The following is a 22900-nucleotide window of genomic DNA, read 5'->3' on the forward strand; positions in this document are numbered from 1 at the left end:
CTCAGTAATCTATGAGATTCTCTCAGACGTGAGTAAAGCTCAGTCTGTGTGGATCCGGCCCGGCGGCCTCGACCGCCGCCGCGTGGTGGTGGCCGCCATCGCCATCGTCATGGTGCTCGCGCTCGCCGTGTGGGCGGCCGTCGCCGCCAGCCGGCCCGCCCAGGCCGACGCCGGCTGCAACGCCGCCGCCAACCCGGTCGTCTGCGAGAACGCGCTCGGCGGCACGGACCCGGACGTGTGGGACATCAACGGCTCCGGCGATCCGTCGATCCAGGGCTTCTCCACCGACATCAGCGTGAACATCGGCGGCACGATCGGCTTCAAGGTCGACACCGACGCCACCGCGTACACGATGACGATCTACCGCACGGGGTACTACCAGAACCTCGGCGCGCGTCGTATCGACTCGGTGCCGGTGACCATCGTCGGCGAGCAGCCCGAGTGCAAGAAGGACGACACCACCGACCTGTACGACTGCGGCAACTGGGCGCAGACCGCGTCGTGGACGGTGCCGCCGAACGCGGTCTCCGGCGTCTACATCGCCGTGCTCGAGCGCGGCGACACCCACGGCAAGAGCCACATCACCTTCATCGTGCGCAACGACGCCAGCACGGCGCCGGTGCTGTTCCAGACCTCCGACCCGACCTGGCAGGCCTACAACACCTACGGCGGCTCGGACTTCTACCAGGGCGGCCAGAACAACCGCGCCTACAAGATCAGCTACAACCGCCCGGTCGTCACGCGCAGCGACAACGACGGACGCGACTTCTACTTCAGCGCCGAGTACCCGATGGTGCGGTTCCTGGAGAAGAACGGCTACAACACCACGTACTTCAGCGGCGTCGACACCGACCGCTACGGCTCGCTGCTCAAGAACCACAAGGTGTTCCTCTCGGTCGGGCACGACGAGTACTGGTCTGCGGGGCAGCGGGCCAACGTGATCGCCGCGCGGGACGCCGGGGTGAACCTCCAGTTCCTGTCGGGCAACGAGGCCTACTGGCACACCCGCTACGAGAACTCCGTCGCCGGCCCCTCCACCGCGTACCGCACGCTCGTGTCGTACAAGGAGACCTGGGGCAACGACAAGATCGACACCAGCACGCCGGAGTGGACGGGCACCTGGCGGGACCCGCGCTTCGCATCGCAGGCGAACGGCGCCGGCCTGCCGGAGAACGGGCTCACCGGCACGATGTACATGGCCAACTTCAGCGACCTCCCGGTGACGGTCACGCAGGCGCAGGGCAAGCAGCGCGTCTGGCGCAACACCGGGCTGTCGTCGATGTTCACCTCGAGCACCGCGCTCGCCGCGCACACCGTCGGCTACGAGTCGGACGAGGATGTCGACAACGGCTTCCGTCCGGCCGGCCTGATCCGCGTCTCCACGACCACGGGGGCGGTGCCGCAGTACCTGCAGGACTTCGGGCAGGTCGTCGCCGCGGGCACGACGACGCACAGCATGACGCTCTACAAGGCGGCGAGCGGCGCGCTCGTCTTCAGCGCGGGCACGATCCAGTGGACCTGGGGCCTCGACGCCGAGCACGACGGCCAGGGGGCGGCCGCCGACGTGCGGATGCAGCAGGCGCAGGTCAACCTCCTCGCCGACATGGGCGCCCAGCCGGGGACGCTGTCCTCGACCCTGCGCTCCGCCACGGCGAGCACGGACAAGACCGCCCCTTCGGTCACGATCTCGACGCCGGCCGTGAACGCGAACGTCCCGAACGGCACGATGGTGACCTTCAGCGGCACCGCGACCGACTTCGGCGGCGTCGTCGCCGGCGTGGAGGTCTCGACCGACGGCGGCACGACCTGGCACCCGGCGAGCGGCACAAGCTCGTGGACCTACACCTACGCCCAGCACGGGATGGGCGCGGTCGCGCTCAAGGTGCGGGCCTCCGACGACAGCGCGAACGTCTCCACGCCGGTCTCACGGACGGTGAACGTGACGGGGCCGTTCTCGTTCCTCGGCTCGGAGACGCCGGCGAAGGCCGACGCCGGCGACGGGGCGGCGGTCGAACTCGGACTGCGCTTCACACCGACCCAGAGCGGCTTCATCAGCGGAGTGCGCTTCTACAAGTCGGCCGCGAACACCGGCACGCACACCGGCTCGCTGTGGGACGCCTCCGGCACCCGGCTGGCGAACGTGACCTTCGGCCCCGAGTCGGCCTCCGGCTGGCAGGCGGCGAACTTCGTCTCGCCGGTCGCCGTCACCGCGGGCACCGCGTACACGATCTCGTACTCCGCCCCCAACGGGCACTACGCGGCGACGCCGTACCAGTGGCCGTACGGCCCGAGGACGAACGCGCCGTTCACGGTCGCGGGAGGCTACGGCGCCGAGCCGGGCGGGACGTACAACACAACGCTCGGCGAGTACCCGCAGAGCGCGTACCAGGGCGCCAACTACTGGGTCGACGCGATCTTCACGCCCACGGACACCTCGCCGCTGGTGGCGAGCGGGCAGTGGCCGCTTCCCGGCTCGTCGTCCGTGCCCGCGAACACGACCATCGGCGCGGTGCTCTCCCGCGACGTGCCCGGCGCGAACATCGCCTTCACCGTGAAGGACCAGAACGGCGCGAGCGTCGCCGGGACCGTGCAGTACGCCTCCTCGACCCGCACGGCGACCTTCACACCGAACGCGCCGCTGGACGGCTTCGTGAAGTACACGGTCACCCTCACGGCGACGGACGCGAACGGCGTGGCGCTGTCCTCGGGCGGCACGTGGAGCTTCACCTCCGCCAAGCCGGACACCGCCGCGGGCACCTGCCCGTGCGGCGTCTTCACAGACACGACGACGCCCGGCGTGCTGCAGGTTCCGGACCAGCCCGTCACGCTCGGGATGCGGTTCACCCCGGCCATCGACGGCCAGGTGACCGGCGTGCGCTTCTACAAGAACCAGCAGAACACCGGCACGCACGTCGGCGCGCTGTGGTCGGGCACGACGAAGATCACCGAGGGCACGTTCCAGAACGAGTCGACGGCCGGCTGGCAGACGCTGACCTTCGCCCAGCCGGTGGATGTGACCAAGGGGACGACCTACACGGTCTCGTACCGCACGACCACGGGCAACTACTCCGCGACGCCGGGCGCCTTCAACGCCGACGTCACGCGCGGCCCGCTGACCGCGCCGGCCGAGGCCGGCACCTACAGCTACGCCGACGGCGTGGCGCCGACCGCCCAGGTCAGCACCAGCTACCTCGTCGACGTCGTCTTCACCAAGCTGCCCGACCCGATCGCGGTCGTCTCGCAGGATCCGGCGAGCGGAGCCGTGGAGGTCGACCCGGCCGCCACGCCATCCGTCACGCTCTCGGCCGCCGTCGGCCAGGGCTGGAGCCTGACCGCCGCGACCGGCTCGACGCCGATCGCCGGCGCGGCGGCCCTCTCCGCCGATGGGAAGACGATCACCTTCACGCCGTCGGCCCCGCTGTCGTCCGGTGCGGCCGTCACCATGACGCTCAGCGGGGTGACCTCGACCGAGGGCGCGACGCTGGCGACGCAGACCTGGACCTTCACGGTGAAGGCTGCGGCGATCACGTCGTACACCCTGCTCGGCAACGCCACGCCCGCCGTGCCGGCCGCGACCGACGACGCCTCCGCCGTGCAGCTGGGGATGGCCTTCAGCACCAGCCAGGCGGGCGATGTGACGGCCATCCGCTTCTACAAGGGGTCCACCAACACCGGAACGCACATCGGAGCGCTCTGGCAGGGGACCACGAAGCTGGCCGAGGTGACGTTCCAGAACGAGACGGCCACCGGCTGGCAGACCGCGCAGCTCTCGACGCCCGTCACGCTCACGCCCGGCACCACGTACGTCGTCTCGTACCTGGCGCCCAAGGGCAACTACGCCTACACGACGAACGGCTTCGCCTCCGCCGTGACGAGCGGCCCGCTGACGGCGCCGGGCGGCAGCAACGGACGCTACCTCTACGGCTCGGCGCTCGGCGCCCCGACCTTCACCTACCAGGCCTCGAACTACTTCGTCGATGTGGTGTTCAAGCCCGCGGCGGCCCCGGCCGGCGGCGGCACCGACACCAGCGGTGGCGGTACGACCGGAGGCGGTACGACGGGTGGCGGCACGACCGGTGGCGGCACGACCGGTGGCGGCACGACCGGTGGCGGTACGACCGGTGGCGGCACGACCGGCGGCGGCACCACGACGCCTCCGGCCGCGACCGGGGTCTCGATCTTCCCGAGCACGGCGACGCCCGCGAACCAGACGTGGCCGGACACCCCGCCCCTCCAGGTCGGCGTCCGCTTCACGACCTCGCAGGCCGGCACGATCACCGGCGTCCGCTTCTACAAGGGCGCGGGAGACACCGGCACTCACACCGTGTACCTCTGGTCGCCGACCGGGCAGGTGATGGCGACCGCGCCCTCCACCGGCGAGACGGCGAGCGGCTGGCAGACCGTGACCTTCACGACCCCGGTGGCCGTGCAGGCGGGCGCCGAGTACCGCGCCACCTACTACACGACCGGAGCGACCTACGCGGTCGATCCCGGAGCCCTTGCGGCGCCCGTCACCAACGGGCCGCTGTCGACGCTCGCGAACGGCGGCGTCTACCAATACTCGACCGACTTTCCCGATCATGTGGTCTCGCACAACTACTGGGCCGACGTGCTGTTCGTCGCCGGAGGGTAGCGGGGCCGACAACCCGACCAGGGGCCGTCGACCCGACGGCGGCCCCGATGACAAGAAAGGTGCTGGGGAGCACTGATGAACACACGACTGCGCATCGCCGTGATCGGCGCCGGCTACTGGGGCCCGAACCTGGCCAGGAACTTCGCGGCCAGCCCGGAATGGGACCTGGCCGCCATCTGCGATCTCGATCGCGACCGGGCGGAAGGTCTCGCCGCCCGCGTGGGAGGCGTCGACGTCCACACGGACCTCGACGAGCTCTTGCAGAGGGACGATGTCGACGCCGTCGCCATCGCCACTCCCGCACGCACCCATCACGGCATCGCCCTGCGCGCTCTGGCCGCCGGCAAGCACGTGATGGTCGAGAAGCCGCTCGCCGATGCAGGTGACTTGGGTCGCGCCATGGTCACTGCTGCATCGGCGAGCGGTCTGGTCCTGATGGCCGACCACACCTACTGCTACACGCCCGCGGTGCTGAAGATCCGCGAGCTGGTGGCGGAGGGGGCGCTCGGCGACATCCTGTTCGTGGACTCGACCAGGATCAACCTGGGCCTGATCCAGCCGGACGTGGACGTCTTCTGGGACCTCGCCCCGCACGACCTGTCGATCATCGACTTCGTGGTGCCAGGCGGGCTGCGGCCCGAGACGGTGTCGGCGCACGGCGCCGACCCGCTCGGCGCCGGCAAGTCGTGCGTCGGCTACCTCGTGCTCCCGCTGCCGAACGGCGCCCTGGCGCACGTGCACGTCAACTGGCTGAGCCCGACGAAGATCCGGCAGATGGTCATCGGCGGCACCAAGCGCACGCTCGTCTGGGACGACCTGAACCCGCAGCAGCGGATCAGCGTCTACGACCGCGGCGTCGACCTGGGCCTGCAGGCCGTCGACGGCGTCGAGCGCACCGCGGCCACCGTCTCGTACCGGCTGGGCGACACCTGGTCGCCGGCGCTGCCCGAGCGGGAGGCGCTGTCGCAGATGGCGGCGGAGTTCGCCGACAGCATCCGCGAGCGGCGGGCGCCGCGCACCGACGGGCAGGCGGGGCTCCGCGTGCTGTCGGTGCTCGAGGCGGCGAGCCTGAGCCTGGCGGCCGGCGGCTCGGCCGTACCGGTCGAGACCAGCGTCGAGACGACCGTCGAGGCCACCGCAGAGACCACTGCCGAGACCCTGGCGGGTGCGCTGTGAGCGCCCGCGGGCAGGAGCTGGCCGGTGCCGGCGTCCTCGTGACCGGAGGAGCAGGCACCATCGGCTCGCAGATCGTCGACCAGCTGCTCGACGCGGGCGCCGCCCACGTCGACGTGCTCGACAACCTCGTGCGCGGACGCCTCGCCAACCTCGACGACGCACTGGCCTCCGGCCGGGTGACCCTCGTCGAGGGCGACCTGCGCGACCGCGACCTGGTGCACGACGTGACGCGCGGCAAGGACCTCGTCTTCCACGAGGCCGCCATCCGCATCACGCAGTGCGCGGAGGAGCCGCGGCTCGCGCTCGAGGTGCTGGTCGACGGCACGTTCAACGTGATCGAGGCGGCGGTGGAGCACGGCGTCGGCAAGCTGATCAGCGCCTCCAGCGCCTCGGTCTACGGCCTGGCGGAGGAGTTCCCGACGACCGAGCGGCACCACCACCACAACAACGACACGTTCTACGGCGCCGCCAAGTCGTTCAACGAGGGGATGCTGCGCAGCTTCCGCGCGATGAACGGGCTCGACTACGTCATCCTCCGCTACTTCAACGTGTACGGACCGCGCATGGACGTGCACGGCCTCTACACCGAGGTGCTGGTGCGCTGGATGGAGCGGATCGCCGACGGCAAGCCGCCGCTGATCTTCGGCGACGGGCAGCAGACGATGGACTTCGTGTTCACCCGCGACATCGCCAGGGCGAACCTGCTGGCGGCGACCGCCGACATCCACGAGGGCGTCTACAACATCGCGAGCGGCACCGAGACGAGCCTCCTGGGGCTGGCGGAGGCGCTGCTGCGGGCCATGGACTCCGACCTCTCGGTCGAGCACGGGCCAGAGCGCGCGGTCAACGGCGTCACCCGCCGGCTGGCCGACACGTCCGCCGCGGCGCGCGACCTCGGCTTCACGGCCGAGGTGGGGCTCGAGGAGGGCCTGCGCGAGCTGGTCGAGTGGTGGCGCCCGCTCCGCGAGGAGATCGCCGCCGGACGGGCGCTGGTGGCGTCATGAACCGCATCAACGTCATGAAGCCCTGGCTCGGCCAGGAGGAGATCGACGCGGTCACCGAGGTCATCGCGTCGGGCTGGGTCGCCCAGGGACCGCGCGTGGCGCGGTTCGAGGAGGAGTTCGCCGCGGCGATGGACGCGCCCTTCGCCGTCGCCACCTCCAACTGCACGACGGCGCTGCACCTGGCGCTCGTCGTGGCAGGGATCGGGCGGGGCGACGACGTGGTCGTCCCGTCCTTCTCCTTCATCGCGACCGCCAACGCGCCGACCTACGTCGGCGCGCGCCCGGTGTTCGCCGACGTCGACCCGCTCACGGGCGACCTGACGGCGCAGACCGTGGCCGCGGCGCTGACCCCGGCCACGCGGGCCGTGATCGTGGTCGACCAGGGCGGCGTGCCCGCCGACCTCGACGCGATCCGCGCGGTCACCGAGCCCCGCGGCATCGTGATCATCGAGGATGCGGCGTGCGGCGCCGGCTCCCGGTACCGCGACCGCGCCGTGGGCGCCGGCGCGGACGTCTCCGCCTGGTCGTTCCACCCGCGCAAGCTGCTCACCACCGGCGAGGGCGGGATGCTGACCACGGCGAACGCGGAGTGGGCCGACCGTGCCCGCCACCTGCGCGAGCACGCGATGAGCATCTCGGCGGCCGACCGCCAGGCGAGCATCCTGGCGCCGGCCGAGGTCTACACGGAGGTCGGTTTCAACTACCGGATGACCGACCTGCAGGCCGCGGTCGGGATCGTCCAGCTCGGCCGCCTGCCCGAGATCGTGGCCCGCCGCCGCGAGCTCGCCGCGCGATACGCCGAGCTGATCGCCGACATCGACGGGCTGCGGCCGGTCGAGGACCCGGCGTGGGGCACGGGCAACTTCCAGTCCTACTGGGTGGAGGTCGAGCCGGCGTTCCCGTCGACCAGGGAGCGCACGCTGGAGGTGCTGGCCGAGGCGGGCGTCTCGGCCCGCCGCGGCATCATGGCCGCCCACCGGCAGCCCGCCTACCGCGACCGCGACACCGGGACGGCGTCGCTCGCGGTCACCGAGCGGCTGACCGACGGGACGCTCATCCTCCCGCTCTTCCACGAGCTGACCGACGCCGAGCAGCTGCGGGTCGTCGACGCGCTGCGCTCGGCCGCCGGCGTGCGGTCCTCCGCGACCGAGCGGGGTGCGGCATGAGGGATGTGATCCTGATCGCCGCCAGCGGCCTGGCCCGCGAGGTGATCGCGATGGAGCAGTCCGGCCACCGCGTGGTCGGCGTGCTCGACGACGACCCGACCCTGCACGGCCAGTCGGTCGCGGGCGTGGAGGTGCTCGGCGGCCTGGAGCTCGCCGCGCGGATCCCCGCGCAGCTGACCCTGTGCGTCGGCGCCGGCGCGGTCAGGCGGATGCTCGTGGGCCGGCTGGCGTCCCTCGGCGTCGCCGCGGACCGCTACGCGACGCTCGTCGACGCCTCCGCCCGCATCGGCGCCGGCAGCACGCTCGGCGCGGGGACCATCGTCCTCGCCGGCTGCGTGCTGACCGCCGACGTGCTGGTCGGCCGGCATGTGGTGCTCATGCCGCACTGCACGCTCACCCACGACGACATCGTCGACGACTTCGCGACGTTCGCCGCCGGGGTCGCCGTCGGCGGGGTCGCCCGCATCGGCGAAGCCGCGTACCTGGGCATGAACTCGTCCGTCCGCCAGAAGGTCTCCATCGGGGCGGACGCGACCATCGGGATGGGAGCCGTCGTGCTCGCCGACGTCCCGGACGGACAGATCTGGGCCGGGGTTCCGGCACGAGAGTTGGGGGTAAGACTGTGAGAGTCCCATTGGTCGACCTGGTGGCGCAGAACGCCGAGACGGGCGACGACATCCGCACGGCGGTCGACGGCGTGTTCGCGAACGCCTCGTACATCGGCGGCTCCGACGTGAGCGCCTTCGAGCAGGAGTACGCGGAGGCCACCGGCGCCGGGTACTGCGTCGGCGTCGGCAACGGCACCGACGCGCTGGAGCTCGCGCTGCGCGCCGCGGGCGTGACGGCGGGAGGCGAGGTCGTCCTCCCGGTCAACACCTTCATCGCCACGGCCGAGGCGGTGTCGCGCATCGGCGCGATCCCGGTCTTCGCCGAGGTCGACGACGAGCACCTGCTGCTCGACCCGGCGGCGGCCGCCGCGGCGGTCACCTCCCGCACGCAGGCCGTCGTCCCCGTGCACCTGTTCGGTCAGGTCGCCCCGGTCGGTGCGCTGCGCGCAGCGCTCGGGACGGACATCCCGATCGTCGAGGACGGCGCCCAGTCGCAGGGCGCCGAGAGCGCGGACGGCAGGGCCGGGAGCCTGGGCCTCGTCGCCTCCACCTCCTTCTACCCGGGCAAGAACCTCGGCGCGGCGGGAGACGCGGGAGCGGTCACGACGGCCGATCCCGAGATCGCCCGCACCGTGCGCGTCATCGCCTCCCACGGCAGCGAGAAGAAGTACGTCCACGAGCTGATCGGCTTCAACTCGCGCATGGACTCCCTCCAGGCCGCCGTGCTGCGCGTGAAGCTGCGCCACCTCGCCGACTGGAACCGCCGGCGGCGGGTCGCCGCCGCGCGCTACGAGGCGCTGCTCGCCGGCATCGACGGCGTGCGGCTCCCGCACAGCGCGCCGGGCAACCTCGACGTGTGGCACCTCTACGTCGTCCGCGTCGCCGACCGCGACCGCGTCATGGCGCGGCTCAACGAGGCCGGCATCGGCGCCTCCATCCACTACCCGACCCCGCTGCACCTCACGGCGGCCTACGGCGGCCACGGGCTCGGCGCCGGAGCCTTCCCGGTGGCGGAGGCGGCGGCGGGCGAGATCCTCTCCCTCCCGCTCTACCCGCACATCACGGCCGACCAGCAGGAGTTCGTCGCGGAGGAGCTCGCGGAGGCCGTACGGCCATGAGGTTCGCAGCACCGCGGGCGCTCACCCGCCGGCCGACGGTGAGCGTCGTCATCCCGCACTACAACTACGGCCGCTATCTGCCGGTCGCGGTCGCCTCCGCGCTCGACCAGAAGGACGTCGACGTCGAGGTGATCATCGTCGACGACAGGTCGACCGACGGGAGCGTCGAGGTCGCCAGGACGCTCGCCGCCGCCGACGAGCGGGTCACGCTCGTCGAGCATGAGCAGAACCTGCGCCACATCCGCACCTACAACGACGGCCTGTCGCGTGCGAGCGGCGACTACGTCGTCCTGCTGTCGGCCGACGACGCCCTGGCCACGGATGCGCTGACGCGGGCGGTCGCGCTCATGGAGGCGCACCCCGAGGTGGGCCTCGTGTACGGCGGGGTCGACTGGTTCGAGGGCGAGCCTCCGTCGTCCGGAGGCGGCCGGGTGCGCTGGCAGGTCTGGCCGGGCGAGCAGTGGGTGCGGCGGGTCGTCCGCCGCGGCCGCAACTGCATCGTGAACCCGGAGGCCGTGCTGCGCCGTTCCGTCTACGAGACGGCGGGCGGGTACGACGCCGACTTCCCGCACGCCGCCGACATGTACCTGTGGCTGCAGGCCGCCACCCTCGCGGACGTCGGCTTCGTCGGCGGACCCCGCCAGGCGTACTACCGCATCCACGGGCAGAACATGCACTCGACCCAGTTCGGCGGCGCCGCCGACGACATGCGCCAGGCGCACGAGGTGTTCGAGCGCTTCTTCGAGCGCGACGGCGCCGTGCTGCCCGGCTCGGCCCGGCTGCGCGAGGCGGCCAGGCGCTCCGTGGCACGCGAGGCCCTCCTGCGCGCCGCCTTCCTGGAGGCCACCGGCGAGGTCCGCAGCTCGGCCGACGAGCTGCGGGTGTTCGCCCGCACCATCTGGCCGGACGCGGTGCACTCCGCCGCCTGGCGCTGGACGGCGGTCGCCGCCGCCCGCTCCCGCCTGGTGCGGCAGGTGGAGGGGCTGCGCTGGAAGGTGCGCTACCGCCGCGATCAGGCGGTCGGGCTGTGAGCGCCGACGCGGGCGCCGGCGAGGCGTCGCTGCGCTCACGGGCCGCCCGCGGCGCCGCGTGGAGCGGCGTGAGCACGATCGTGCTGCGGATGGGCGGCGTCGTCGTCGGCATCGTGCTCGCGCGCATCCTCACCCCGGAGCAGTTCGGCGTGTACGCGGTGGCGCTGACCGTGCAGGGCATCGTGATGACCGTGGCCGACCTCGGCCTGACGGCCGACCTCATCCGCTCGGACGAGCCGAAGCGGATCGCCTCGACCGTCGGGGCGCTCGGCCTCGCCGCCGGTGCGATCACCATGCTCGTGACCGCGGGCACCAGCGGCGGGCTCGCCACCCTGCTCGGCAGCCCGGAGGCCGGGCCGGCGATCGCGGTCCTCGCGGTGACGCTCCTGCTCGCGGGCGGCACCGTGGTGCCGAACGCGCTGCTGCAGCGGCGCTTCCAGCAGCGGGAGCTGTTCTTCGTCGGGCTCACCGACTTCGCGATCTCCACGACCGTGACCCTCGTCCTCGTCGCCCTCGGCTTCGGGGTGATGGGCCTCGCGATCGGGCGCGTGGTCGCCCAGGTCGTCTCGTCGGCGCTGCAGTTCGTGCTGGCGCGGGTCGTCCCGCGCTACCGGATCGATCGCACGGTGGTGAAGGGGGTGCTCTCCTTCGGCCTCCCGATCGCCGCCGCCAACCTCCTCTCGTGGACGCTGCTCAACATCGACAACATCATCCTGGTCCGCGTCGCCGGAGCCACGGCGCTCGGCTTCTACGTGCTGGCCTTCACCATCTCGAGCTGGCCGATGAACGCGCTGTCGCAGGTCGTCCGCTCGATCTCGCTGCCCTACTTCTCGCGCACGCAGGGCGGCACCCGCGCGTTCGCGACCGTCACCGCGATCGCCTGGGCGGCGGCGCTGCCCGCCGGGACGGTGCTGGCCGCGCTGAGCGTGCCGCTCATCGAGGTGCTCTACGGGGACAAGTGGCTCCCGGGAGCGCCCGTCCTCGCGGTGCTGGGGCTGTACGGAAGCCTCCGGGTCGCCTTCGACATCGCGGCCGCCTACCTGTACTCGCAGGGCCGGTCGAAGCCGGTGCTCTGGATCCAGATCGTCTGGCTGGTCGCCCTGGTGGTCGCGATGGTGGTGGCGACGCAGGGCTACGGGATCGTCGGGGCGGCGTGGGCGCACGTCATCGTCGCCGTCGTGGTCACCCTCCCGGCCTACCTGATCGCGCTCCGCATCGCGGGCGTCCGGATCGGCGAGCTGGCCCGCGCGGTGTGGGTGCCGACCCTCGCCACGATCCCCGCGGTGCTCGCGGCCGCGGCGGCGGAGGCGTTCATCGGCAACTCCGTACTCGCCATCCTGGTCGGCGGGCTCGCGGCGGTCCTCGTCTACGCGGCGCTGATGTGGCCGTGGATCAGGAGGCGGCTGCGGGAGCTGCGCGCCCCGGTGGCGGAGGAGGGGGTGGCGCCCACGGTGCCGCCCGCGCCCGACCAGCCCGGCGCGCCCGTCGCGACCGGCGCGCCCGTCGCATCCGGCGCGCCCGTCGCGACCGCGGCCGCGGCTGCGACGCCCGCCGCGATGCCGGCCGCGAAGCGCGAGGAGGTGTGACGATGGCCCGATCCCGCTTCGCCGCCCGCTGCGCGGCGCTCGCCTACGGCGCGGTCGTCACGGTGACCGACCTGCTGCCGCCGCGCCTGCGCTACGCCTACGTCCACCCGGTCACCCGCAGGCTGCTCCGACGCCCCCTGCCTGCCCTGGCCGCGACCGCGGAGCGCAGGGCGCCCGCCGCGGCCCTGGCCGCCACGGCGGAGCCCCCGGCCGTGACCTGCGCCATGATCACCGGCCTCATCGAGACCGGGGGCATCGGCTCGGTCGTGGAGATGCTGGCCACCGCGTTCCCGCGCGCCGGGGTCGGCGTGCTCGTCCTGTGCACCGACGACGGCCCGCGTGCGGCCCGGCTGCGCGCAGGGGGAGTGGAGGTCGTCCGCTGCGCGACGGCGGAGGACGCCGAGCGGGTGCTGCGCGAGCGGGCGCCGGACGTCCTCCAGCTGCACGGCGCCCCCGAGCACCTGGAGGACGCGGCGATGGCCACCGGCCTCCCGCTCGTCCCGGTCCTCCACAACACCGAGATCCACTTCACGCCGGAGCGCTGGCGGCGGTTCGGTGACCTGCTCGCCCGCTCGCACGCCGCCATCGCGGTCAGCGAGACCGTGCGCGGGTTCCACGCGGCGCACGTGCCGGAGCACCTCCGGGAGCGCATCCTCGTGGTGCCCAACGCCGCCCTCTCCGCGGGCGTGCCATCGGCCGGCGAGCGCCGGGCCGCGCGCGAGGCGCTGGAGCGCGTGCTCGGACAGGACCTCACGGGCGCGTTCGTGCTGGCGAGCCTCATCCGCTACGACTCGCAGAAGAACGCGAGCGGACTGGTCTCGTCGTTCCTCTCGTCCGTGTCCGACCCGTCGGTGCGCCTCGTCATCGCGGGCGACGCCTGGGACTGGGCCGAGCTCCGCCGGGCCGACGCCATCCGCCGGTCCGCTGCCGACCCGTCGCGCGTGGGGCTGCTCGGGCAGTCCGACGCGAGGACGCTGCTGGCGGCGGCGGACGGCTTCATCCTCGACTCCTTCTTCGAGGGCTGGCCCATCGCCGCGACGGAGGCGGCGGCCACCGGGCTGCCGCTGGTCCTCGCCGACTTCGGAGGTGCCCGCGAGCTCGTGGCGCGCGACGCGGACCGCTCGGTCCTCATCCCGAACCCCTCCGGGCCCGCGGAGGCCGTATCGGACGCCGCCGTCGCGCGCGCCCGGCGTCGCTCGCGGCACCAGCCCAACGCCGCCGCGCTCGGCGCGGCCGTCGACGCGGTCGCCGCACGGCGCTCTGCCGGCCGTGCGATCCCGCCGGAGCCGGCCGAGGCGCTCCTCGCCGCGATGGCGCGGGGGCACGCGGAGGTGCTGAGCGGCGCCGCGCTGAGCTCCGCCGCATCCGGCGCCGGCGTCCGATCGATCGGACGGAGGGCATGATCATGACCGAGACCGTCGTCTACATCCCGGGCTCGCGGTGGAACGACGTCGCCGGCACCGACCGCCGCATGGCCGAGGCGCTGTCGGAGCGCGTCGACGTGCTCTGGGTCGACCCGCCGCGCTCCGTGCTGACGCGCGGCGCCGACCGCAGCCCGGCCGCCTCCGCGGCGGGCGACGCCGTGGCCCCCGGCATCCGGCGGGTGCGGCCGGTCGCGCCTCCCGGCTTCACCCGGCCGATCGTCGCCGACGTCGCCGCCGCTCTGGTCGGCGCCTCGGTGCGGCGGGCCGTCGCCGAGCTCGGCGTCGGCTGCATCGGCACCGTGCTCGCCTCGCCGCTGGCCCGCTTCCCGCGCGGCGTCCCCGGCCGCAAGGTGCTGTACCTCACCGACGACTGGCTGGCGGGCGCCGACCTGATGGGCTTCTCGCGCGACCGCGTGGAGCGCTCGCTGCGCCGCAACGCCGCGGAGGCCGACATCGTCGCCGCCGTCACCGCCGACGTCGAGCGCCCGCCGTCCGCGGCGCGCGAGGTCGTCCTCCCGAACGGGTGCCTGATCCCGCCGGCGGCCGAGCAGACGCCGGAGGCGGTGGCCTGCCTGGTCGGCCAGCTCAACGAACGGCTCGATCTGCGGGTGCTGGAGGCGGTGCGCGACCGCGGGGTCCCGATCCTCGCCATCGGCCCGCTCACGGCGCGCGACCCTGGCACCAGGGAGCGGCTCCGCGCCTTCCTCGACTCGCCGAGCGTGACCTGGCTGGGCGAGATCCCGCCGGAGGAGATCCCCGGGCGCCTGGCGACGGTGTCGGTGGGGATGACGCCCTACGCCGACTCCGCGTTCAACCGGGCCAGCTTCCCGCTGAAGACGCTGGAGTACCTGGCGTCCGGCCTCCACACGGTCAGCACCGACCTGCCGTCGGCGCGGGGGCTGCAGACGCCGCTCGTGCAGATCGCGGGCGACCCTGAGGCGTTCGCCGACGCGGTGGCCGCCGGGGTCGCCGCACCCGGGAACGCCGCCGACCGCGCGAGCAGGCGGTCGTTCGCCCAGTCGCACTCGTGGCGCGCACGCGCCGATCAGCTGCTGTCGGAGCTCGGCCTGGAGGCCGGAGCGCAGGGAGGATGACGTGTCCACCCCGTATACGGGGTACGTGGTGTTCATCGCTTCGTGCTACTCTCTGGTCCGATCGATGGCGCGACCACCCGATGACCGACTCTGATTGAGGAGTGAGTACAGGATGGCTTCTGCGCGCCCATCGACGACGCACACCAGAAGGCGACACCGCACCGCACCGGACGCGACCGCCAGGAGACAGCGGCTGCGCGCGATCATCGGCATCGCCGTGATCGCCGCGGTCAGCGTGACGACCGCCATCGTGGGCGGCGCCCTGCCCGCCCAGGCGAGCGTGCTCGGCAGCACGAAACCCAAGGTGGTGAGCGACTCCGAGCGGCTGCCCGTCGAGCTCGGGATGCGGTTCAGCGCCGCCAAGAACGGCACCGTCAACGGCATCCGCTACTACCGCGGGCCGCAGAACGCCGGACCGCACACCGGCTCGCTGTGGGACACCTCCGGCAAGCGGCTCGCGACCGTCGCCTTCGCGGGGGAGTCGGCCACCGGCTGGCAGACGGCGTACTTCACCGCGCCGGTGTCCATCACGGCCGGCAAGACCTACGTCGCCTCGTACTTCGCCCCCAAGGGCGGCTACTCGGACGACATCAACTACTTCACGACCGCCAAGAAGGTCGGCGACCTGACCGTGCCGGCCGGCGGCGGCGTGTACGCCTACGGCAAGTCCGGCGGCTATCCGACCGCCAACTGGTTCAACAGCAACTACTACGTCGACGTGCTGTTCACGCCGAAGGGCGGCTCCACCACCACGCCGAAGCCGACCCCGACGCCCACCACGACGGTGAGCCCGCGGCCGACGCCGACCAAGACGCCGGCGCCGAGCCCCGCGCCGACCTCGCAGCCCACGACGCCGCCCACGACCACCCCGCCGACGACCCCGCCGCCGTCGGGCGGCGGCAGCGGCGGCTCCTCCGCCCTGAACCTGCCCCGCATCCCGTGGGAGGGCGGCCCCGCGTACTGGAAGAACTTCGCGGCGACCGACAAGGCCGGCTGGGACGACCCGTCGTTCTTCCCGATCGTGTCCTGGTACAACGGCATCAGCTCCAACGCCGAGGTCGCCTACGACAAGTCGCTCGGCCTGAACACCTACATCGGGATGGACGCCGCAACGCCGTACAGCCTGTTCGGCGACAACGACGTGTACTGGATCGGCGAGAAGCTCAACAGCTCGTTCAACTCCTCGGCCACGAACTGGGTCGGCGACTTCCTGGACGACGAGGTCGACGGCCGGTACTCGCCGGCGGAGGGCCGCGCCTACCTGAAGCAGATCGTCGACTCGCTGGGCAACGACGGCCGGTTCAAGTACGCGAACTTCACCCAGATGGTGATGGCGACCGACATGAAGGCGGCGGACTCGCAGGCGTTCGTGAACGACTTCACCGACACGGTGTCGCTCGACATGTACTGGTACACGATCCCCTACTGCGACTGGAAGCCGTACCGCGACGTCTACATCACGCCGGTCGACCAGGCCAACTGCCGCACCGCCTCCAGCTACGGCAAGACCATGCAGTCGCTGCGCAAGCAGGACGCCGCCGACGGCAAGCTGCAGCCCCTGTGGCAGTTCGTCGAGAATCTCAACGGCGGCCCCGGCCCGAGCGCTCCCGCGGTGTACATCACGCCCGGCCAGCTCGAGGGCGCGGTGATGAGCTCGGTGATCAACGAGGCGCGCGGCATCGTGTACTTCAACCAGAGCTTCAGCGGCAGCTGCCAGAGCAGCAACGTGTTCCGGCAGTCGCAGGTGAACAAGAGCTTCTGCGGCGCGGCCCAGGTGGCGGCGGCCAAGGAGGTGAACAACCGGATCCACGCCCTGGCGCCCGTGATCAACACGCAGTCGTACCAGTGGTCGTTCGGTCCGGGCCTGAACACCATGCTGAAGGCGAAGGACGGCTACGCGTACGTCTTCTCGATGATCGACGGCTCGTCGAAGCCCGGCTCGCGCACCTTCACCCTCCCCGCCGGTGTGACGGGGAAGTCGGTGCAGGTCGTGAACGAGAACCGGACGCTGCCGGTCGGCGCCAACGGCACCTTCACGGACACGTTCGCGAACGAGTACACGTACCACATCTACAAGATCGCGCTGTAGCGCGCGGCTCCCTCCGACCGCCCGGTCGCGCAGTGCGCGGCCGGGCGGTCTGCTGTCGGCATCGAGTTGTCAAGACGCGCCGTGCGCGGGCGCGCCGAGACGGCGTGTTGTGACAAATGGATGGTGGGGCCGGGAGGCAGACGCCGGGGTTGCTAGAGCCGGACGAGCGGGCCGTGACCCGGGAGCAGCATCCGCACTCCGGTGAGGTCGAGCGCGGCGGCCGAGCGGGCGGCCTCCTCGCGGTCGTGGTGGAAGAACGCCGGGAGGGACTGCGGGCGCCCCGACGCACGAAGCAGCGGGTGCCCGGTCACGAGCGCGTCCCCGGTGATCAGCAGCCCGGCCTCCGGCTCGAGGAAGGCGACGTGTCCGCTGGTGTGCCCCGGCGTCGGGAGCACACGGAGACGGTGACCGGTCGCGAGCTCCACCTCGTCGCCGGTCAGCGCGACCGCGCCGGGGACGCCCACGTCGCCGAGACCGCCCGCGCGGATGGCCGAGACCGCCCAGCGGACGGTGCCGCGCTTCGCGATCGACGGCAGCAGGTCGGGGACGGTGACCTGCTCGGTGACGTCGCGGCGCACGTTGGGCAGCTCCTCGATCACGGTCGCCACCGTCGCGCCCGTCTCGGCGGCGAGCTCGCGGCTCGCGCCGAGGTGGTCCGAGTGGCCGTGGGTGATGAGGATGCGCCGCAGCTGGTGGAGGTCGCCGCCCGCCCAGCGGATCGACGACACCACAAGCCCGCGGTCGGCGGGATACCCGGCGTCGACCAGCTCCACCGCTCCCTTCCCCGTGAAGACGACCCAGTTCGCGGCGGGGCCCTCGGCGAAGGCGACGCCGGGGCCGACGATCGTGAAGGAGCGGAGGCGGCGCACGGGGAGAGCCTAGCCGTGCTGGAATGGACGGAGCCATGCACGAAGGGACTCCCATGATCGACGCCGCCTCGCCAGCCTCCACTGCTCCCGCCGCCGCCCCGCTGCACGTCGCCGTCCTCGGCACCGGCACGATGGGCGCGGCCGTCGCCCGCACCCTGCTGCGCGACGGGTTCCGCGTGACCGTGTGGAACCGCAGCCCCGAGCGCGCCCGTCCGCTCGCCGAGCCCACGGCCGACGGCCAGGGAGCCACCGTCGCCGCGACCGCCGCCGAGGCCGTCGCGCAGGCGGACGTGGTGCTCACCATCCTGTTCGACGGCGCCGCGGTGGAGGAGGTGCTGGCCGAGATCGCCGACGCCGTGCCCGCCGGCGCCGTGGTCGCGCAGTGCAGCACGATCGGCGTGGAGGCGACCGAGCGCCTCCGGCAGGCGTACGGCGACCGCGCCTTCACGCTGGTGGAGGCGATGATGCTCGGCACCAAGGGCCCGGCCGAGCAGGGCAAGCTGGTCATGCTCGCGTCGGGCGACGCCGGCGCGGTGGAGCGCATCCGGCCGGTCCTCGACTCCATGGGGCAGCGGACGGTGGTCGCCGGAGACGCGATCGGCGACGCGACCCGGCTGAAGCTGGCGGCGAACGCCTGGATCGCGACGATCACGGCGGGCACCGCGCAGTCGCTCGCCCTGGCGCGGGCGCTCGGCCTCGATCCCGAGCTGTTCCTGCGCGCGATCGAGGGCGGCCAGGCGGACTCGGCCTACGCGCACATCAAGGGCGGGGCGATGCTGGCGGGCGAGTTCCCGCCGTCGTTCGCGCTCGACGGCCTGCTGAAGGACGTCCGCCTCGCCACCGCCGCCGCGTCGGCCGAGGGCGTGGCGACCGACCTGCTCGCCGGCCTCGACGCGGTGTACGCGCGCGCGAGCGCCGAGGGCCACGGCGCGGAGGACATCGCGGCGGTGTACCGGGGGTTCTGAGACGCGTGCCGTCGGTCAGCCCCGCCCATTACATTTGGCGCAAATCGCGGTTATGAGCGCCGCTTTCCCGCGATTCGGCGCAAATCTCGCCCCGCACCGGCCTCGCGGCGGCTCGCGCGGACCTCAGGGCACGCTCCGGCTCATCATCACCCGCCGCGCCCCGCCGCAGATGCCGATCAGCAGGAAGAGCATCCCGACCGACATCGGGAACGAGAAGCCGTCGAAGAACGCCATCAGCGTCCCACCCGCCGCCACCGAGGCGAAGATCGCCTGGCTGAGCGACCGGTCGAGCGGCGTCGGGGCCAGCCGCCTCGCCCGGTGCGCGCACCAGAACGCGGCGCCGATCAGGCTCGCGAAGGCGATGATCCCCACCGCCCCCAGCTCGATCGCCAGCAGCAGGTACTGGTTGTCGAGGATGTGGTAGCTCGGCAGGAACGTCCCGAACCCCTTGCCCACGATCGGGAAGCGCAGGAAGTACTCGAGCGCGCTGTCGTAGCTGTCGACGCGCGAGAGGGCGCTGGAGTCGCCCGAGATCCCGGTGAACATGCCGCGGATCGTGCCCGCCAGCCCCGGCACCATCGCCACGACCGCCGCCGCGGCGGCCAGCCCGACGGTGGCGAACAGGATGCGCACCTTCCGCGTCCAGGTCGGGAAGAGCAGCAGCAGCCCGACGACCAGCCCGATCAGCGCCGACCGCGACACGGAGAGCAGGGAGGCGACGCCGATCGCCAGCACCGGGAACCAGCGCAGCAGGCGCGAGCGGCCGTGGTCCTCGAGGGCGAGCGAGACGGCGATCGGGAACGCGATGGACAGCACGACCCCGTACTCCAGCGGGTGCGAGGCGGTGCCGGCCGCGCGCACGAAGCCGGAGCGCACGTCCACCCCGGCGAACGACACCGCAGAGCTCATGCCCGGGATGTTGATCCACGAGATCAGCGACTCCCCGGTGATGAACTGCAGGATGCCGAGCGTCGCCATGATGCCGCCCGCGATCGCGATGCGGCGCAGCAGCACGCGCAGCCGCTCGAGGTCGTCGAGACCGTCGTTGGCGACCAGCAGGATGCCCGCCCACGACACCAGCCGCAGCAGTCCGTTGTCGGCGACGCTGATCTCCGACGAGACGACGCCGCGAAGCATCGCGCACGCGTAGCTGACGCCCGCCGCCACGAGCAGCCCAGCGACGGCCAGCCGCACCGGCTGGATCGGCGCCTTCAGCGGACGGGAGCGCTGGAGGTGGTACCAGCACCACCAGATCGTCGCGGCGAGCGCCCAGGCCGACGCCGGGCGCCCGGCGACCGAGCCGAGCGCCGCGAACGACATGCTCGACGGAACGACGAGCAGCAGCACCAGGTACACCGTGAGGACGGTGACCGCGTCGGGTCCGCGGCTCGGGAAGCGGCCGAGCGCGGTGCGCGCCCGGTCGGCGGCGGCGAGGCGGGAGGCGGCGCCGCGGGAGGCGGCGCCGCGGGAGGCGGCGCCGCGGCCGGATGCGCCGCGGCCGGAGGGAGGCGCCTCAGGCGGCGCCGCCGTCCGGCTCATCGGTCACGGCTCCCGCGGACGGGTCGGTGGCCGGTGTCGGCCAGGAGTGAGTCCCAGTCGATGTCGTCATCGCCGTCGTCCGCGTCGTCGCTGCCGGCGCGGGAGGCGACGACCGGCGCCGGCGAGGGCTCCGGCGAGTGCTCAGGCGACGACTTCGGCGACGACTTCGGCGACGACTCGGGCGACGCCTCCGCCTCGACCGCCGGCTGCGCCTCCTGCCGCCGCGCAGCCGCCTTCCGCTTCTGCTTCGGGGCACGCCGCGGCTCGTCGCCGGCCTCCGTCATGCCGTCGTCCTGAGCCACCAGCGCCGCGCGCTGGCGTCGCCCGCGGACCAGGCCGTCGACCAGGCCGACCAGCAGCACCGTGAGCACGAGCCCGACCGCGGCGATGATGCCGACGATCTCGATGCGGCCCTTCTGGATGACCGTGCTGGTCGTGTCCTTCGTGAGCGTGATCACGCTGATCCGCGCCTGGTCCGGCACCCCGGCCGTCGTCTGCAGCTCCGTCAGCGCCTTCGGGACCTCGTCGTTGAGCGCGGCGAGGGCGCCGGCGACCGCGGCGTCGGACTTGCCGGAGACCGTCATGGTGATCATCGGGCCGGAGGTGCTGGTGTCGCGGCCGATCGAGAGGGTCGTCCCGGGGAACTCGTCCGTGATGCCGCCGAGCACCTCCTCCGAGCGGAGCGAGCTCACCAGCACGTCCGCCACCTGCGCGAGCCCGCCCAGGTAGAGGTAGGGGTTGCCGCCCTCCGGGATGGTCGTCTTGCCGGGGACGAGCAGGTCGCTCGCGGATCGCTCCAGCGTGGGCGAGGTGTTCAGGTACGCGGCGCCGCACAGGCCCGCGGTGATCAGCACGCCGGCGATCGTCACGTACCACCTCCGGCCGAGGCTGATCAGAAGGCTCTTGAGTGTCATGGGGTTCCCCCTGCTGGTCGGGCCGCCGCAGCGGACGGACGGACGGTGAGCGCCCGGCGGTGACGGCGCCGTGAGACCGCCCCGTCGACGAGCGCCGCAGCGCCCAGCGAGAGGCTCCCGCCGATGAGCACCAGCACGAGTCCCGCCCGCGCCTGCATGCTCTTGGTGGACCAGATCCGGCCGACCTGCGGCGAATCCGGGATGACCGAGGTGGTGATGATCTCCGCCGGGGCGACACCGGACTCCTGCTGCAGCCGCTGCGCGATCTCCCTGACCTCCGCGACGGCGGCGTCGCGGCGCTGCGACACCCGCTCCGGCGTCGGCCCGACCACCGAGATGTCGATCGCGGCGTTCGCGAACGTCATCTGCCACTGGCCGCCGGTGTTCGGCAGCAGCACCTGCACGCCCTCGTTCACGCCGGCGCCGTACAGGGTGGCGTTCTCGGCGAAGCGGTCGCTCTGCCGGCCGCGGTGGTATTCGCGCTCGACCGCGGCGGCGAACGCGGTGAGCGTCTCCAGCTGCCCGTCGTCCGTCTGCCCGACCCGGGAGGTGCCAGGACCGATGAAGGCGACGCGCGCCTGGGTCGTGTACGCGCCCTCCTGCTGCAGCAGCACGAAGGCGAACACCGCGAGCGCGAGGCCGACGACGATGATGTACCAGCGTCTCCCGGCGATGGCGAGCAGCGAGCGGGTGGTCATCGCGCGCCGTCCGAGCGGGCACGGTGGCCGGTGAGGCGGGCGACGCGGAACTTCACGGCATCGAGGCTGTCGCGCCCGAGCAGGGCGACGGCGGCCCGCTTGGCGGTGGCGCGCGCGGTCTCGCGGGCGGCGCGCGCGGGCATCCCGAGCAGGCGGTCGCGGGCGATGCGGACGGCGCCCGGCTCCGGGCGGTCGTCGAGCAGACCGCCGAACGCGGACCGGACCCGCGCGGGCGAGACGAGCCGGCCGCGCACGCGGTTGCTCACGTTCTCGCCGTGGATCACCTGCAGCCAGGCCGGGCGGCCCCGCAGCGAGCGGACCGGCATGGTCTCGCCGAGGCGGTTGTGCGCAGCGGCCCAGCAGGTGACGGGCGCCTCCCACGGCTCGGCCACCGAGCAGAACGCGTTGTGCCGGTCGACCCGGCGGTACGCGCCCGCCCGATCGGCGATGATGCCGTCGGCCAGGTAGATCGCGGCGCGCTCGCCGGGCCGGGCGGCCGCCGCGGTCCGGGCGAGGAAGTCGGCGGCCAGCGCATCGTCGTTGTCGAGGTTGGTCGTGATCAGCCCGTCGTGGAGGCCGCCGGAGGTCGTGAGGACCGCAGCGCGGATGTCGGCCACGAGCTCGGCGGGCGAGATCGTCGCGCGGAAGTGCGGGAGGAAGTCGCCGTCGTTGACGCGGGCGATCCACTCCAGCAGCCACTCCGGGCTCTCCGGGTCGAAGTACACGATCCACGTCACGCGCGCGGTCTGCGCGCGCATCGACGGCAGGCAGTACCGCTCGAACAGGCCGACCCGCGAGCGCAGCCAACCCTCCTGGGCGCGCACCAGGCTCTCGTAGCCCTCCGACGGGAGGTTGAACCTGGTCAGCACGACCTGGTCGAACCGCTCGCTCATCGTCCGGCCTCCCGGTGCGTCCGGGGGCGGATGACGTGCTCGGCGGAGACGCGCGGCCACACCACCGGGCGGGGTGCGGCGGAGGCCGGACGA

At 72.8% G+C, this 22900-nt stretch carries 17 protein-coding genes; 12 read left to right on the forward strand and 5 right to left on the reverse strand.

The window, feature by feature from the left end:
* Window positions 1–46 precede the first annotated feature (46 nt).
* From ACR9ZG_RS05615 to ACR9ZG_RS05665, 11 genes are all read left to right on the forward strand, one after another.
* A complete protein-coding gene (locus tag ACR9ZG_RS05615; protein WP_481283840.1) occupies window positions 47–4633 on the forward strand; it encodes a DUF4082 domain-containing protein in 4587 nt (1528 codons plus the stop codon).
* Window positions 4634–4708: 75 nt separating this feature from the next.
* Window positions 4709–5809, forward strand: coding sequence for a Gfo/Idh/MocA family protein (locus ACR9ZG_RS05620; protein ID WP_481283841.1), 1101 nt, complete (start codon window positions 4709–4711; stop codon window positions 5807–5809).
* On the forward strand, window positions 5806–6813 hold the full coding sequence (locus tag ACR9ZG_RS05625; protein WP_481283842.1) for an NAD-dependent epimerase/dehydratase family protein: 1008 nt from the start codon (window positions 5806–5808) through the stop codon (window positions 6811–6813). Before ACR9ZG_RS05620 ends, ACR9ZG_RS05625 begins: the two co-directional genes overlap by 4 nt.
* Window positions 6810–7979: a DegT/DnrJ/EryC1/StrS family aminotransferase gene (locus ACR9ZG_RS05630; RefSeq protein ID WP_481283843.1), complete on the forward strand. Its 1170-nt coding sequence runs from the start codon at window positions 6810–6812 to the stop codon at window positions 7977–7979. Before ACR9ZG_RS05625 ends, ACR9ZG_RS05630 begins: the two co-directional genes overlap by 4 nt.
* A complete protein-coding gene (locus ACR9ZG_RS05635; protein ID WP_481283844.1) occupies window positions 7976–8605 on the forward strand; it encodes a NeuD/PglB/VioB family sugar acetyltransferase in 630 nt (209 codons plus the stop codon). The genes ACR9ZG_RS05630 and ACR9ZG_RS05635 overlap by 4 nt, the downstream gene beginning before the upstream one ends.
* On the forward strand, window positions 8602–9705 hold the full coding sequence (locus tag ACR9ZG_RS05640) for a DegT/DnrJ/EryC1/StrS family aminotransferase (RefSeq protein ID WP_481283845.1): 1104 nt from the start codon (window positions 8602–8604) through the stop codon (window positions 9703–9705). The genes ACR9ZG_RS05635 and ACR9ZG_RS05640 overlap by 4 nt, the downstream gene beginning before the upstream one ends.
* The gene (locus ACR9ZG_RS05645; RefSeq protein WP_481283846.1) at window positions 9702–10736 is read left to right on the forward strand and encodes a glycosyltransferase; all 1035 of its coding nucleotides are present in this window, start codon (window positions 9702–9704) and stop codon (window positions 10734–10736) included. The genes ACR9ZG_RS05640 and ACR9ZG_RS05645 overlap by 4 nt, the downstream gene beginning before the upstream one ends.
* A complete protein-coding gene (locus ACR9ZG_RS05650; protein WP_481283847.1) occupies window positions 10733–12322 on the forward strand; it encodes a lipopolysaccharide biosynthesis protein in 1590 nt (529 codons plus the stop codon). The genes ACR9ZG_RS05645 and ACR9ZG_RS05650 overlap by 4 nt, the downstream gene beginning before the upstream one ends.
* Window positions 12323–12324: 2 nt before the next feature.
* A complete protein-coding gene (locus ACR9ZG_RS05655; protein WP_481283848.1) occupies window positions 12325–13725 on the forward strand; it encodes a glycosyltransferase family 4 protein in 1401 nt (466 codons plus the stop codon).
* Between the two features lie 2 nt (window positions 13726–13727).
* The gene (locus tag ACR9ZG_RS05660) at window positions 13728–14840 is read left to right on the forward strand and encodes a glycosyltransferase (RefSeq protein ID WP_481283849.1); all 1113 of its coding nucleotides are present in this window, start codon (window positions 13728–13730) and stop codon (window positions 14838–14840) included.
* Between the two features lie 112 nt (window positions 14841–14952).
* Window positions 14953–16929, forward strand: coding sequence for a DUF4082 domain-containing protein (locus ACR9ZG_RS05665; protein WP_481283850.1), 1977 nt, complete (start codon window positions 14953–14955; stop codon window positions 16927–16929).
* A 152-nt stretch (window positions 16930–17081) separates the two neighbouring features.
* On the opposite strand, the gene ACR9ZG_RS05670 is transcribed toward ACR9ZG_RS05665, so the two are convergent.
* A complete protein-coding gene (locus ACR9ZG_RS05670; protein WP_481283851.1) occupies window positions 17082–17798 on the reverse strand; it encodes an MBL fold metallo-hydrolase in 717 nt (238 codons plus the stop codon).
* 53 nt (window positions 17799–17851) lie between these two features.
* Between ACR9ZG_RS05670 and ACR9ZG_RS05675 the strand changes: the two genes are divergently transcribed.
* Window positions 17852–18763, forward strand: a complete 912-nt coding sequence (locus ACR9ZG_RS05675) for an NAD(P)-dependent oxidoreductase (protein WP_481283852.1) — start codon at window positions 17852–17854, stop codon at window positions 18761–18763.
* A gap of 123 nt (window positions 18764–18886) precedes the next feature.
* On the opposite strand, the gene ACR9ZG_RS05680 is transcribed toward ACR9ZG_RS05675, so the two are convergent.
* Genes ACR9ZG_RS05680 through ACR9ZG_RS05695 form a run of 4 tightly spaced genes read right to left on the reverse strand, consistent with a single transcriptional unit; the run spans window position 18887 to window position 22807 of the window.
* Entirely contained in the window at window positions 18887–20302 is a 1416-nt protein-coding gene (locus tag ACR9ZG_RS05680; protein WP_481283853.1) for an O-antigen ligase family protein, read from the reverse strand.
* A complete protein-coding gene (locus ACR9ZG_RS05685) occupies window positions 20299–21216 on the reverse strand; it encodes a hypothetical protein (protein WP_481283854.1) in 918 nt (305 codons plus the stop codon). The genes ACR9ZG_RS05680 and ACR9ZG_RS05685 overlap by 4 nt, the downstream gene beginning before the upstream one ends.
* Window positions 21213–21914 carry a YveK family protein gene (locus tag ACR9ZG_RS05690; RefSeq protein ID WP_481283855.1) on the reverse strand — a complete coding sequence of 234 codons (702 nt, stop codon included), beginning with the start codon at window positions 21912–21914 and terminating at the stop codon, window positions 21213–21215. The genes ACR9ZG_RS05685 and ACR9ZG_RS05690 overlap by 4 nt, the downstream gene beginning before the upstream one ends.
* Window positions 21911–22807 (reverse strand): glycosyltransferase, encoded by an 897-nt coding sequence (locus tag ACR9ZG_RS05695; protein WP_481283856.1) that lies wholly within the window; start codon window positions 22805–22807, stop codon window positions 21911–21913. Before ACR9ZG_RS05695 ends, ACR9ZG_RS05690 begins: the two co-directional genes overlap by 4 nt.
* Window positions 22808–22900 lie beyond the last annotated feature (93 nt).

The sequence above is a fragment of the Leifsonia sp. KNZ12-8B genome (genome assembly GCF_056755495.1).